The sequence below is a fragment of the Pseudomonas sp. ASL7 genome, assembly GCF_056680375.1.
The window spans coordinates 1,115,710-1,129,397 of the sequence record NZ_CM155279.1 but is presented as its reverse complement, the minus strand read 5'-3'; the positions used below and the strand labels follow the sequence as shown (position 1 = coordinate 1,129,397).

Here is a 13,688-nt window from a genome sequence, read left to right as displayed (position 1 = left end):
GCATATACTCAAACATCACTTTTGCGCATAACTCCAAACTGGTATCTTGCCCCGGCTCCGTTGGGAGTGCGCGGCCGTGCGCGCAGAATTGCCGAGGCAGTATCGAGACTTCAGCAAGCCAAAATCGTAGCTGGATCCGACCGGCCCAAGCCTGAGAACAGGACTTATATGTACGTATATGACGAGTACGATCAGCGGATCATCGAGGACCGCGTCAAGCAGTTCCGTGATCAAACCCGACGCTATCTGGCAGGCGAGCTGAGCGAAGAAGAATTCCGCCCCCTGCGCCTGCAAAACGGGCTTTACATCCAACGCTTCGCGCCGATGTTGCGGGTGGCGGTGCCTTACGGCCAACTGACTTCGCGCCAGGCGCGAATGATGGCCAGGATTGCCCGCGACTATGACAAGGGCTATGCCCACATCAGCACCCGGCAGAACGTCCAGTTCAACTGGCCGGCGCTGGAAGACATCCCGGACATTCTCGCTGAACTGGCCACCGTGCAGATGCACGCGATCCAGACCAGCGGCAACTGCCTGCGCAACGTCACCACCGACCAGTTCGCCGGCGTCGCCGCCGACGAGCTGATCGATCCGCGCCCATGGTGCGAGATTGTCCGCCAGTGGACGACGTTCCACCCGGAATTCGCCTACCTGCCGCGCAAGTTCAAGATCGCCATCAACGGTTCGACCTCCGACCGTGCCGCCATCGAAGTCCATGACATTGGCCTTGAGCCAGTGCACAACGCCGCAGGCGAGCTGGGTTTCCGTGTGCTGGTGGGTGGTGGCCTGGGCCGTACGCCGGTGGTGGGCGCGTTCATCAATGAATTCCTGCCGTGGCAAGACCTGTTGAGCTACCTCGACGCCATCCTGCGTGTTTACAACCGCTACGGCCGTCGTGACAACAAGTACAAGGCGCGGATCAAGATTCTGGTCAAAGCCCTGACGCCTGAAGTCTTCGCGCAAAAAGTCGACGCGGAAATGGAACACCTTCGCGGTGGCCAGACCACGCTGACCGAAGCCGAAGTACATCGCGTCGCCAAACACTTCGTCGACCCCGACTACAAGGCCCTGGACAACCAGGCTGCCGAACTGGCCGAGCTCGACAAACAGCACCCGGGTTTTGCCCGCTGGCGCACCCGCAATACCCTGGCCCACAAAAAGCCGGGTTATGTGGCCGTGACCCTGTCCCTGAAGCCGACCGGTGTTGCACCGGGCGACATCACCGACAAGCAGCTCGACAGCGTTGCCGACCTGGCCGATCGTTACAGCTTCGGTCAGCTGCGCACCTCTCACGAGCAGAACATCATTCTGGCTGACGTCGAACAGAGTCAGTTGTTCGCGATGTGGGGCGAATTGCGCGAGCAAGGCTTCGCCACGCCGAATGTCGGCTTGCTGACCGACATCATCTGCTGCCCGGGTGGCGATTTCTGCTCCCTGGCCAACGCCAAGTCGATCCCGATCGCCGAATCGATCCAGCGCCGTTTCGACGACCTGGACTACCTGTTCGACATCGGCGAACTGGACCTGAACATCTCCGGCTGCATGAACGCCTGTGGTCACCACCACGTCGGTCACATCGGCATCCTCGGGGTGGACAAGAAAGGCGAAGAGTTCTACCAGGTTTCCCTCGGGGGCAGCGCCAGTCGCGACGCCAGCCTGGGTAAAATCCTCGGCCCGTCCTTCGCCCAGGACGCCATGCCTGACGTGATCGAAAAGCTGATCGACGTGTACATCGAACAACGTACCGAAGACGAGCGCTTCATCGACACCTATCAGCGTATTGGCATCGACCTCTTCAAGGAGCGCGTCTATGCAGCGAATAATTAAGAACAACGAAGTGGTCGACGAAACCTGGCACTTGCTGCCCAAGGATTTCAACATCGACGAGATCAGCAACTGCGACGACCTGATCGTCCCGCTGCAGTTGTGGCGCGAACACAGCCGTATGCTCAAGGCCCGCGATGGCGGCTTGGGCGTGTGGCTGGACGCCGATGAAGAAGCGGAAGAAATCGGTGATGACGTCGAGCAGTTCAAGGTGATCGCCTTGAACTTCCCGGCCTTCACCGACGGTCGCAACTACTCCAACGCCCGCCTGCTGCGTGACCGTTATGGTTTTAAAGGCGAACTGCGGGCGATCGGCGATGTGCTGCGCGACCAACTGTTCTACTTGCATCGTTGCGGTTTCGACGCATTTGCCATTCGCGCCGATAAAGACCCATACGAAGCACTGGAAGGTCTCAAGGACTTCTCGGTGACGTATCAGGCTGCAACCGACGAACCGCTGCCGCTGTTCCGTCGCCGTTGATCGTCAAACCTTGAACCCCTTGCGGGGTTCAAGGCTCCCCTCCCCTTGAGTCAAAGATTGGCTCGAACCTCCAACGCCCGAAAAGCTGCCATCGGATGATCAAACCGCCCGCTGCTGCGAGTCAATCGACCCCACATTTCCTCGGAAGCATCGGCCTCGTGCAACAATCGCCAGACTCGCGCCTGTAGCGACAGATAACTGACCTGAAAATCGGCCGTCAGACTCAGCCTGCTGATGACGGCTAAAAAACGCGTACCGGAAGGTTTGTCTGTCAGTCGCTGCCAGAGGGCTTGCCGGGATTGTTGCAACGCTGCGTCGCTGTCTCTTAGCCAGACCATCGGCGAACCATAGTCCGCGCCGGGCGCGGCCAGCCATAAATTGATTCCCGTTTGTTCTCGATGCGTGACCAGCCGGCGCAACGTGTCTTCATCCGTCAGGGGATTCCCCAATAGCAGCACGCGATCATCTGCGACAGCCTGATTGATGACCGCTGGCGGTACCCGGGTTATCTGGTTATCCCGTAAATCCAGGGACGTCAGATACGGCTCATCCTTGATACCGATCGGGCACCAACTGATGTGTGTATTCCTCAGGTTGAGCTGACGCAGGTCGTTCATGCCCAGCACCGTCGGTGGTAAACCCAACGGGTTGTCACTCAAGTCCAGAATTTGCAGGTGGGCCAGGTCGCGCAGTTGTGAAGCGGCACTACCCGTGAATACCAGCTGTGTGTCTCGCAGGTTGAGTGAGCTAAGGTGTGTCAATTGACCGATGGCCGGCGGCAAAGAGCGACCTGCATCGCCGGCCACGAAGTAGTGACGCAAGTCCACGTTTTCCAGATTCAATCTCTCAAGGTTGGGAAAGCTCTCGAGAAACCCGCTCAAGCTGTCTTGCTCGGTCAGATGGAAGCCCTGCATCAACAACTCGGTCACGTCGTCGAACCGCACATTCAACGTAGGCAATCGGTGATAGTTTTCGAAGTTCATATCCAGCGTGGTACGTGGGGAATCGCCACGCTTTTGCCATATAGCGACCAGTTCTTCGGCGAGTTCCGTTCTCAGGGCTCGCTCGTCCTGCGTCTCCTCCATCAGCAGCTGGACGTTGTAGGCCGCGATTTGTGCAGGGCTCAAACCCTCCGCCGCCGCATCGCCAACAACCAGAAAAGGAAGGTCCATGTCATCGACATCATCGGCAACTTGATCCATCCAACTGCTCAAATCGGTGTTGAGTTGCTGCATCTGCCGGTTCAACCCATCGATATAGACCTGCGCGTTAATGCCCGCGCGTTGCAGTGCTTCATCGGCTTGCGCATCGGTGAAGTCGGGATAAATATCCTTGAGCTGCAATCGCATCATCTCGTGGGTCATGGCTTCGCCTTGAGGTGTCGACGGATAACCTCCACCGCGCAGGCCCTGACGCTCGAAAGTCAGCCCTCCATCCATCCTCTGCAACCCGAGCAGGGTTTGCGAACGAGGCAATGCCAGATCGCCAATCTTGAGCCGCAATTCATTGGCCGGATCAGGAGACATCAAGTGTAATGCCGACCTTTCGTCCTCTGACAGGATGCCGAGGACAGCTTCGTAGAAATCCGTTTGCAAGCCTTGCTGCTGATAGCGGTTGCCTGCCCTGATAATGCGTCGAGAGTGAGCGGCATCGAGCGGGCCGCAACGGTCCAGAACCCGCCCGGCAGGCGAATGGTCAAGAACATCTATTCGAAGGTCTTTGGGCCACCCAGGCAGATTCTTGAGGGAGTGCAGCGCCAGCGTGTCCGTCTCGACATTGTCGATCGACCGCAGGTAAAAACCTTCGTAGGCACGATTGAGCCGCACATGCTGTTGATACTGACGAGCCTTGCTGTCCAGATATTTGAACGCTTGCCTGACTTCGGCAGCGTCAGGCGTCGTGCGGATGTCCACGCCGTAGCGGTCGAGCATTTGTTCGATGGCGCTTTTGGGAAGTCCCGGATACTGCTGCTGGAACAGCCGGACCCATTCGTGTTCGGACGCTTGCAACGCTGCGTAACGGCTGCTGAACAATTCAGGTTGCCTGGCCTGCCCGAGTTCCTGATCGAGCTTGAAGCGACTGATCGTATCGGCCAGCAACGGCGTTGGTGGGCGTCCGGTTTGCATCAGGCGCAGCATATCGTCATCAATCGCGCTGACTTTGCCGATCTGCGCCAATAGGTCATCGCTGAACGATGCCACCGACGGACCGATTCCGCGCATAAGTTCCAGGCGGCTCAATGGCGCTAACGGGGTAACGCCCTGGTTCGGCGCAGGCCTGACAACTTCCTCCTCGGGAATGGTGTCGGGCTCGCGGACGCGCTCTGCAACGGTGCCGACCTCGACAGAATCCCCCCTGACCACCGCTCTCGCGCCGACCAGCGGCAGCGCATTGAGTAAGCCAAACACCGTACGCGTCACACCCGCAGAACGATCGTTCGAGGTTTCGCCGTTGATGGCCTGATCAACCCCATAACCAGCGTCGATGATGCCTGCCAGCGCCAGCAAACCTTCGCCACCGGGCACGAACAACGCCAATGGACCGAAACGGTTGATCCACTGCACGACCGGTTCGACAACTGCACTCAAGTTATCGCGGTTGACCTGAGCATCGTCACGAATGGTTTTGACACTGGCCAGCGAAGCCTCCTTCATCGTCAGTACCAATTGGGCAAACGGATCAATGTCCAGCGCCGAATCATCGAAATCGATGTATTGGGCGGGGTCCCAAAAACCGTCGTTGTTGAAAAAGCCCGCCTCTGGGGTCAACCAGTGCTCTTTCGGGTAAACCGACATGCCATCCAACGCTGACAGCACACCGGCATGGAAGGTGCCATCTTTGCGATCGTCCTCGGCAAAATGGGTGGCCAGGGCCTGTTTCGTCGCGTCACTTGTGCCCTGTTCCACCACCCATTGATGCAATTGTCCGTCATCGCTGAATACGTGCAGTGGCGAAGAGTTGCCGGGGATGTACAACACAATCCTGCCATCAGGATCACGCCAGCCCCAGATATCCTTCGAGGTGTAGCGATACAGCTTCAGACGTCCCGTCTTGAGCTTCGCTGGCAGCCTGAATGGCGTGTGCAATTTTTTGATCGTCAGCGTTGCCCATGCCTGATCAGGCGCCAGTCCTGCCGCTTGCAATGCGAGCTCAAGGCCCTTTGAGGACAGGCTGTTTTCATGTCGTTGCAGGAAAGCCGCCATGACGAAGGCTGCCTTGGCCGACGTTTTCAGTGCGTGGGGACTGGCTGCGACGATTACCTTATCGGCTGGCCAGGCTTGATCAAGATAGGCTTGATAGCGGTCCTGAAGATCCAGTTCCCAGACCCACTTCTTGAAATCAGCAGGCCTTACGGCGATCTGCGTGGCTGGCACGTATCGCTGAGGAACGGTCCGGCGATAAATGCCTTCGTAGGCGTAGTGATAGTCGTTGCCTGGCTCGGTCAAATCATCAACGTGCTCTACAACACGAATTGACGGCCCGACGTCAGGAGGCGTGTACAGGCCAAACACTGTTTCACCGAAGCGCCCGTCACCCACGGTCTGATAGTTGCGCAGCAACGCCTGCGCCAGAGACATCGAAGCCGCCACCCGCCCCTGATGGATGCCATTTTGTGCAGGGCGCCCCTTGTAGTCGTAATCGAGTGTTACCAACTGCGCTGTCGCCGGATCAATCTCCTGCCCCCATTTTTCCTTGATCAAGCGTTCGGCAAATTGATCTGGGGATTGTGGGAGGGCGAAAGCTACGGCGGCGTTCAGATCATCGCGCGTTCGCAGAGACGGGGCGGGATCAGGGCCGGCATTATTGTCGCGAGTTATCTCATTCATGGTGCATTCCATTGCAGTCATTTCAAGAGCATCACCATACCCAGCTTGAGCCCCCCAAAAAGTGGGAGCAATTGACAGTGGCCTTAGGAAAGTTCGCTACTTTCGGAAGGAACGCGGCCCCTTCTGAAGGGCAAAAAAAAATGAAACCGGGGGGTTAACCTCGGTTTCATTTTTTATAACGATGTTGCGTTAAGACTTACCAGAAGCGTTGCTGGGTCAACCGGCTCCACCAGGTCAGCAATACGCGATCAACCGAGCCACTGGCCGCCATTGCAATGCGTTCCTGCAGACTTTTACGTTCGGTGTAATGCAGGTGATAGAGCTCGGACTTCTTGGCCCGCTCGGCGAGGTATTCGTCGCTGGTCTTGAGCTCGTCCACCAACTGTTTGTCCAGCGCCGCGACGCCGAGCCAGATCTCACCCGTGGCCACTTCGTCGATGGCCAGTTGAGGCCGGTAGCGCGAGACAAAGTTCTTGAATAACTGATGGGTGATGTCCAGGTCTTCCTGAAACTTCTCCCGGCCCTTCTCGGTGTTTTCGCCAAACACCGTCAAGGTGCGTTTGTATTCACCGGCGGTCAGGACTTCGAAATCGATGTCGTGTTTTTTCAGCAGGCGATTGACGTTGGGCAACTGCGCCACCACGCCGATCGAGCCGAGGATCGCGAACGGCGCACTGATGATCTTCTCGCCGATGCACGCCATCATATAGCCGCCGCTGGCTGCGACCTTGTCGATGCACACAGTCAACGGCACGCCAGCATCACGAATGCGCGCCAATTGCGACGACGCCAGGCCGTAGCTGTGAACCATGCCGCCGCCACTTTCCAGACGCAGCACCACTTCATCCTTCGGCGTCGCCAGGGTCAGCAGCGCAGTGATTTCATGGCGCAGACTTTCAGTGGCCGAGGCCTTGATGTCACCATCAAAATCCAGCACGAACACCCGGGATCTGGCTTCGGGTTTCTTCTTTTGCTTCTTCTCGGTTTTAGCTTCGACCTTGCGCAAGGCCTTGAGCTGGTCCTTGTCGAGCAAGGTTTGCTCCAGGCGTTCGCGCAGCCCTTTGTAGAAATCATTGAGTTTGCTGACTTGCAACTGGCCGGCCGACTTGCGTCGACCTTTGCTGCGCAACGCCGCGAAACTGGCCAGGACCACCAGAATGGCGATCACCAGTGTCACGGTTTTAGCCAGGAAACTGGCGTACTCGGACAAAAACTCCACAGGGACTCCTTTAAACGATGCGCTGCGTAAAAGCGCGCGGGATACCTCCAGCATACCCATGCGCCGGCTCGGCGGCCAGCCGTGAAACCTCTGGGTACAGGCCTGTAACGGACATTTCAAACAAGCGTATGTTTTTTCATTGACAGCTCATCGCCATCCTCATAACCTCGCCAAACCTTCAACGTACCGGGATGAAGCGGACGTGGGCAGTATCTATTTGATTCGACATGGCCAGGCCTCCTTTGGTGCAGACGACTATGACGTCCTGTCGCCGACCGGTATTCGCCAGGCAGAAATCCTGGGCCAGCACCTGGCTGAACTCGGTATCAGCTTCGATCGCTGCCTCTCGGGTGATCTGCGCCGCCAGCAACACACGGCCAACAGCGCGCTGGAACAGTACGCTGCCGTGGGCCTGCCAGTGCCGACGCTGGAAACCGATAGCGCCTTCAACGAATTCGACGCCGACGCGGTGATCCGCGCCCTTCTGCCGGCCATGTTACCGGACGAACCGCAAGCGCTGCACATCCTGCGCAACGCCGCGCAAAACCGTGGCGAATTCCAGCGGATCTTTGCCCTGATCATCGAGCGCTGGCTCGCCGGTACTTACGACACCCCTGGCCTGGAAAGCTGGCTGGGCTTCGTCGAGCGGGTGCAGGCCGGTCTGCAGCGAATTCTCGCCAGCGCCGACAACACCCAGAAAATCGCCGTGTTCACCTCCGGCGGCACCATCACTGCCCTGCTCCACCTCATTACGCAAATGCCTGCCAGACAGGCATTTGAACTGAACTGGCAAATCGTCAACACCTCGCTCAACCACCTGAAGTTTCGTGGTCTCGAGGTGACGCTGGCTTCCTTCAACAATCATGCGCATTTGCAACTGTTGAAGACCCCGGACCTCATTACGTTTCGCTGAGTCCGGACTATTGTGACCCTGGCTGTATTCACCCAGCTCTTATTACCCAAGAAAGGATCGAACCATGACCTCCGTAGCTGATGCCGTACAAGCAATGAAAGCCAAGTTCAACCCAGCCGCCGCTGCCGGTCTGGACCTGGTTTTCGGTTTCCGCATCGACGACACCAAGAACTTCTCGCTGATCGTCAAAGACAGCACCTGCGAGCTGAAAGAAGGCGAAAACCCTGACGCCCAGGTCACCCTGGTGATGGACGGCGAAACCCTGGAAGGCATCGTTGACGGTTCGACCGACGGCATGCAAGCGTTCATGGGTGGCAAACTGCGCGCTGAAGGCGACATGATGCTGGCCATGAAACTGTCCGAGCTGTTCCCGAGCTAAGCGCGCCGCTCCCAACCGCTGGGAGCACGCCTGGCTGCAAACGAATCCCGCCCCTTATGGCGGGATTCGTCGTTTTTCACCCTCAAGAAGCGGCTGTCTGTGGTTTTGCCGTCTATATTCCTTCAGGCCGCATGCGTCAGACGTCGGCTGTTTGCCCCCCGATTAATTGACGGAGTGCACGGCCATGAGCCCAACTGACGAGCGCGACGGTCTCAACCACCAACGTGTACTGCAAAGTCTTTCGGCAGGCGCCGTCGGTGCCTGGACCAGCCCGCTAACCGCAGGGAGTAAAACCATGCCCGATGCCCCGGCCGACCTCATTCTGTACAACGGACGTCTGCACACCGTCGATCGCAAGAAACCCCAGGCCAGTGCCGTCGCGATCAAGGACGGCCGCTTCGTGGTGGTCGGCAGCGATGCTCAGGCCATGGCCTTGCAAGGCCCCGGCAGTCAAATCATCGACTTGCATGGCCGCACCGTGGTTCCCGGCCTCAACGATTCGCACCTGCATCTGATTCGTGGCGGCCTCAATTACAACCTCGAACTGCGTTGGGAAGGCGTACCGTCACTGGCCGACGCGTTGCGCCTGCTCAAGGACCAGGCAGACCGCACCCCCACACCGCAATGGGTGCGGGTGGTCGGGGGCTGGACCGAATTCCAGTTCGCTGAAAAACGCCTGCCGACCCTCGAGGAACTGAACAAGGCCGCGCCAAACACGCCAGTGTTCGTCCTGCACCTCTACGACCGAGCCCTGCTTAACCGCGCCGCGTTGAAGGTCGTCGGTTATACCCGCGACACACCGAACCCGCCGGGCGGAGAAATCCAGCGCGATACCAATGGCGATCCAACCGGCATGCTGATCGCCCGCCCTAACGCGATGATTCTCTATTCGACCCTGGCCAAGGGGCCGAAACTGCCGCTGGAATACCAGGTCAACTCGACCCGCCAGTTCATGCGTGAACTCAATCGCCTGGGCCTGACCAGCGCCATCGATGCCGGCGGCGGTTTTCAGAACTACCCGGACGACTATCAAGTCATTCAGCAACTGGCCAAAGACCAACAGCTCACGGTGCGTATCGCCTACAACCTGTTCACTCAAAAACCCAAAGAAGAACTGAGCGATTTCAAAAACTGGACCAACACCTCCCACTACGGTCAGGGCAACGACTTCCTGCGGCACAACGGCGCCGGTGAAATGTTGGTGTTCTCGGCGGCGGATTTCGAAGACTTCCTCGAACCACGCCCCGATCTGCCGCAAACCATGGAGCAAGAACTCGAACCCGTGGTCCGCCACCTCGTTGAGCAACGCTGGCCCTTCCGTCTGCACGCCACCTACAACGAATCCATCAGTCGCATGCTCGACGTGTTCGAGAAGGTCAATCGCGACATCCCGTTCGATGGTTTGCCGTGGTTCTTCGATCACGCCGAAACCATCACGCCACAGAACATGGAACGGGTGAAAGCCCTGGGCGGCGGCATTGCGATCCAGGACCGCATGGCATTCCAGGGTGAGTATTTCGTCGACCGTTACGGTGCCAAGGCGGCCGAACACACACCACCCATCGCTCGCATGCTCGCCGAAGGCATTCCGGTTGGAGCCGGCACCGATGCCACGCGGGTTTCCAGCTACAACCCCTGGACCTCGCTGTATTGGCTGGTCAGCGGCCGCACGGTCGGCGGTCTGGCACTCTACCCGCAAGGCTTGAGCCGCGACACCGCACTGGAACTCTACACCCACGGCAGTGCCTGGTTTTCTTCCGAGCAAGGCAATAAAGGCCAGATCAAGGTCGGGCAACTGGCGGACTTGATCGCGCTGTCGGCGGACTATTTCCACATCGAGGACGAAGCGATCAAATCGATCGAATCGGTGCTGACGATTGTCGACGGAAAGGTCGTCTACGGCAGCGTCGAGTTTGAGAAGCTCGGCCCGCCGCCCATTCCGGTGGTGCCTGAATGGTCACCGGTGGCCAAAGTACCCGGCCACTGGAAACCGCTGGCGCCGTTGACGGCGCAGGTTCACCAGTGTGTCGGGGCTTGTGCGGTGCATGCCCACAGCCATGAACGGGCGAGATTATCCGCGGCACCGGTCAGCGATTTCGCCGGTTTCTGGGGGGCCTTTGGCTGTTCGTGTTTTGCGTTTTAATGATGATATTGCAACACCAACAATCCCATGTGGGAGCGAGCCTGCTCGCGAAGAGGGAGTGTCAGACAACATTAATGTCGACTGACACTCCCTCTTCGCGAGCAGGCTCACTCCCACCTTGGATCTGTGTTGGGCAGCAAACTTTCGTATCGACGCGATCAAGGCTGTAATAACAGCGCGACCAGCGCCGTCCACCCCGTCTGGTGACTGGCACCCAACCCGCGTCCCGTCTCGCCATGAAAATACTCATGGAATAACACCAGATCCCGGCTGGCGGGATCAGCCTGCAACTGCGGATACGCCGCCATCGAGGGACGATTGCCCTCTTCGTCGCGTAAAAACAGACGGGTCAGGCGCTGGCTCAGGCCGTCGGCAACTTCCTCCAACGATGCAAAAAACCCTGATCCCGTGGGGTATTCCACGGAGAAGTTCTCATCGTAATAGCGGTGAAATTCGCGCAAGGATTCGATCAGCATGTAATTGATCGGCATCCACACAGGTCCCCGCCAGTTGGAGTTGCCGCCATACAGACGCGACTCCGATTCCGCCGGCTCGTAGTGCGCGCAGAGCTTGTCACCGTTGATTTGCAGGTCAAAGGGCAGTCCAGCGAAGGCCTTGGACAGTGACCGAACGCCGAATTCGCTGAGAAACTCGTTTTCGTCGAGCATGCGTTTGAGCAAGTCTTTGGTGCGTTCACCGCGTAACAGCGCCAGCAGCATCCGGTTGCCTTCGCCCGGTTCAGTCCAGCGCGACACCAGGCTGGCGAGGTCCGGTCGATGGCGCATAAACCCCAACAGTCGTTCACGCAATCCCGGCAGGCCCTCGTGTTCGTGCTGCTCCAGTACTTGCACGGCAAACAGCGGCATCAGGCCGACGATCGAGCGCAGGCGTAGCGGTTCGTTCACGCCATCGGGACGGTGCAGCACGTCGTAGAAAAACCGGTCCTGTTCGTCCCATAAACCTTCGGCCTCGGAGTCGACCCGATTGATCGCCCCGGCGATGTAGAGGAAGTGCTCGAAAAACTTCACCGCGATGTCGACGTACACATTGTTGCGTTTGGCCAGTTCCAGGGCGATACGCATCAGGTCCAGCGCATAGGCGGCCACCCATGCCGTGCCATCGGCCTGATCGAGCTGAAAGCCAGGCGGCAAGATTGCCGAGCGGTCGAACAGCGCGATGTTATCCAGACCGAGAAAACCACCCTGAAACACATTGCGACCTTCGGCGTCCTTGCGGTTGACCCACCAGGAAAAATTCAGCAGCAGCTTATGGAAAATCCGCTCGAGGAAGTCCATGTCCCCGGCGCCGGTCAGCGCCTTGTCCTGTTGATACACCCGCCAGCAGGCCCATGCATGAACCGGTGGGTTGGCGTCGTCAAAGCGCCATTCATAGGCCGGCAACTGGCCGTTGGGGTGCATGAAACGGTCTTTGACCAGCAGCAACAATTGATGCTTGGCAAACTGAGGATCGATCAGGGCGAACGCTACGGCCTGCAAGCCCAGATCCCATGAGGCGTACCAGGGATATTCCCAGGTGTCGGGCATGGACACGATGTCGATATTCGACAGGTGCCGCCAATGGGTATTGCGGATATGCAAGCGGCCGGGCGGTGGCGAAGGTTGCGTCGGATCGCCGTCGAGCCACTGATTGACGTCGAAGTAATACAGCTGCTTCGACCAGAGCAAGCCGGCCAGGGCCTGGCGCTGAACGTTGCGCGCATCCGGGTTGCTGATCGCGCTTTGCAACGCCGCGTAAAAAGCATCGGCTTCACCACGGCGACGTTCAAACAGGGTCTTGGCATTCACCCGGGCAGCGCCTGCCGGGGCAAACCGCAGGTTGACGCTGCGACTTTGACCACCCTCGAAGTTCAATACGAAATGCGCCGCTACCCGTGTTCCCGCGTCCCGGCGGATCGCCTCGCTGATACCATCGACCACAAAGTCATTGATTCCGTCTTTGAACGGTCCGTCCGCCGCCACGCCATCAAGCTTGGGGAAGTTGCTCTGGTTTTCGCAGAACAGCCATTCGCAGTCTTCCTCACCCCAGGCGCTGGCCTGCCGATCGGCCAGTTGCGGGTGCCGGGCCAGAACCTGATCGCCGTCCAGGGTCAAGCTCGGCTTCTGGCCGTCGACCACCCAGCTCCAGGTGTTGCGCGCCCATAATTGCGGCAATACGTGCAACCGCGCGGGCTGATCGGAGCGGTTGAGCACAGTGACACGCATGAAGATATCGTCCGCCGTATGCTTGGCGTACTCCACCGTTACATCGAAATAACGGTCGTCTTCAAAGACACCGGTGTCGAGGATTTCGTACTCGGTATCCGCCAGGCCCCGGCGAGCATTTTCAGCGATCAGGTCAGCATAGGGAAATTCGGCCTGAGGGTATTTGTAGAGCATGCGCATGTAGGCATGGCTCGGCACACCATCGACATAAAAATACAACTCTTTGACGTCTTCGCCATGATTACCCTCGGCATTGTTCAGGCCGAACAGGCGCTCCTTGAGAATCGGGTCGCGCTCGTTCCATAAACCCAACCCCAGGCACCAATGCTGGGCCTTGTCGGAAAACCCGGCGAGCCCGTCCTCGCCCCAGCGGTAAGCCCGACTGCGGGCGTGATCGTGAGGAAAATACCGCCAGGCGTCGCCATCGGCGCTGTAGTCCTCGCGCACCGTGCCCCACTGGCGCTCGCTCAGGTAAGGCCCCCATTCGCGCCAGGCCCCGGCCTCGCCCCCGGCCAGACGCAGGCCTTCGACAGTGCCCAGGATGTTCGCAGCGGGTTTTGCCGTCATGGGTGAATCCGTTGGATGAAAGACGGTTGCAGTGTAGTGCGTCAGGCAGCAGCGGTGCTGAACCTTGACCAGCATTCGGCCTACAGCGGGTCATGGTGTTTGTGTTGCAGGTT

Annotated in this window: 8 protein-coding genes; 5 read left to right on the top strand and 3 right to left on the bottom strand. The window is 58.6% G+C overall.

The features are described from left to right. Positions 1–168 precede the first annotated feature (168 nt). Complete coding sequence (locus tag AC1MDT_RS05235; RefSeq protein ID WP_480421020.1) at positions 169–1,827, top strand: nitrite/sulfite reductase; 1,659 nt, start codon at positions 169–171, stop codon at positions 1,825–1,827. Continuing rightward, positions 1,811–2,305 (top strand): DUF934 domain-containing protein, encoded by a 495-nt coding sequence (locus AC1MDT_RS05230; protein WP_201119698.1) that lies wholly within the window; start codon positions 1,811–1,813, stop codon positions 2,303–2,305. The genes AC1MDT_RS05235 and AC1MDT_RS05230 overlap by 17 nt, the downstream gene beginning before the upstream one ends. 50 nt (positions 2,306–2,355) lie before the next feature. Here AC1MDT_RS05230 and AC1MDT_RS05225 read toward each other — a convergent pair whose 3' ends face one another. Next, complete coding sequence (locus tag AC1MDT_RS05225; RefSeq protein WP_480421019.1) at positions 2,356–6,132, bottom strand: dermonecrotic toxin domain-containing protein; 3,777 nt, start codon at positions 6,130–6,132, stop codon at positions 2,356–2,358. 196 nt (positions 6,133–6,328) lie between these two features. Continuing rightward, positions 6,329–7,351 (bottom strand): protease SohB, encoded by a 1,023-nt coding sequence (gene sohB, locus AC1MDT_RS05220; RefSeq protein ID WP_480421018.1) that lies wholly within the window; start codon positions 7,349–7,351, stop codon positions 6,329–6,331. Positions 7,352–7,553: 202 nt separating this feature from the next. On the opposite strand from sohB, the gene AC1MDT_RS05215 reads away from it, so the two are divergent. From AC1MDT_RS05215 to AC1MDT_RS05205, 3 genes are all read left to right on the top strand, one after another. Continuing rightward, the gene (locus AC1MDT_RS05215; RefSeq protein WP_480421017.1) at positions 7,554–8,264 is read left to right on the top strand and encodes a histidine phosphatase family protein; all 711 of its coding nucleotides are present in this window, start codon (positions 7,554–7,556) and stop codon (positions 8,262–8,264) included. Between the two features lie 64 nt (positions 8,265–8,328). Further along, positions 8,329–8,643 carry an SCP2 sterol-binding domain-containing protein gene (locus AC1MDT_RS05210; protein WP_019690779.1) on the top strand — a complete coding sequence of 105 codons (315 nt, stop codon included), beginning with the start codon at positions 8,329–8,331 and terminating at the stop codon, positions 8,641–8,643. A gap of 295 nt (positions 8,644–8,938) precedes the next feature. Continuing rightward, on the top strand, positions 8,939–10,786 hold the full coding sequence (locus tag AC1MDT_RS05205; RefSeq protein WP_480422707.1) for an amidohydrolase: 1,848 nt from the start codon (positions 8,939–8,941) through the stop codon (positions 10,784–10,786). Positions 10,787–10,944: 158 nt separating this feature from the next. Here AC1MDT_RS05205 and AC1MDT_RS05200 read toward each other — a convergent pair whose 3' ends face one another. Continuing rightward, entirely contained in the window at positions 10,945–13,575 is a 2,631-nt protein-coding gene (locus AC1MDT_RS05200) for an MGH1-like glycoside hydrolase domain-containing protein (RefSeq protein WP_480421016.1), read from the bottom strand. Between the last annotated feature and the right edge of the window lie 113 nt (positions 13,576–13,688).

What these genes read in the sequence shown, in the direction of transcription:
- AC1MDT_RS05235 (WP_480421020.1), top strand. Translation starts at nt 169, where the DNA reads ATGTACGTATATGACGAGTACGATCAGCGGATCATCGAGGACCGCGTC.
- AC1MDT_RS05230 (WP_201119698.1), top strand. Translation starts at nt 1,811, where the DNA reads ATGCAGCGAATAATTAAGAACAACGAAGTGGTCGACGAAACCTGGCAC.
- AC1MDT_RS05225 (WP_480421019.1), bottom strand. Translation starts at nt 6,132, where the DNA reads ATGAATGAGATAACTCGCGACAATAATGCCGGCCCTGATCCCGCCCCG.
- AC1MDT_RS05210 (WP_019690779.1), top strand. Translation starts at nt 8,329, where the DNA reads ATGACCTCCGTAGCTGATGCCGTACAAGCAATGAAAGCCAAGTTCAAC.
- AC1MDT_RS05205 (WP_480422707.1), top strand. Translation starts at nt 8,939, where the DNA reads ATGCCCGATGCCCCGGCCGACCTCATTCTGTACAACGGACGTCTGCAC.
- AC1MDT_RS05200 (WP_480421016.1), bottom strand. Translation starts at nt 13,575, where the DNA reads ATGACGGCAAAACCCGCTGCGAACATCCTGGGCACTGTCGAAGGCCTG.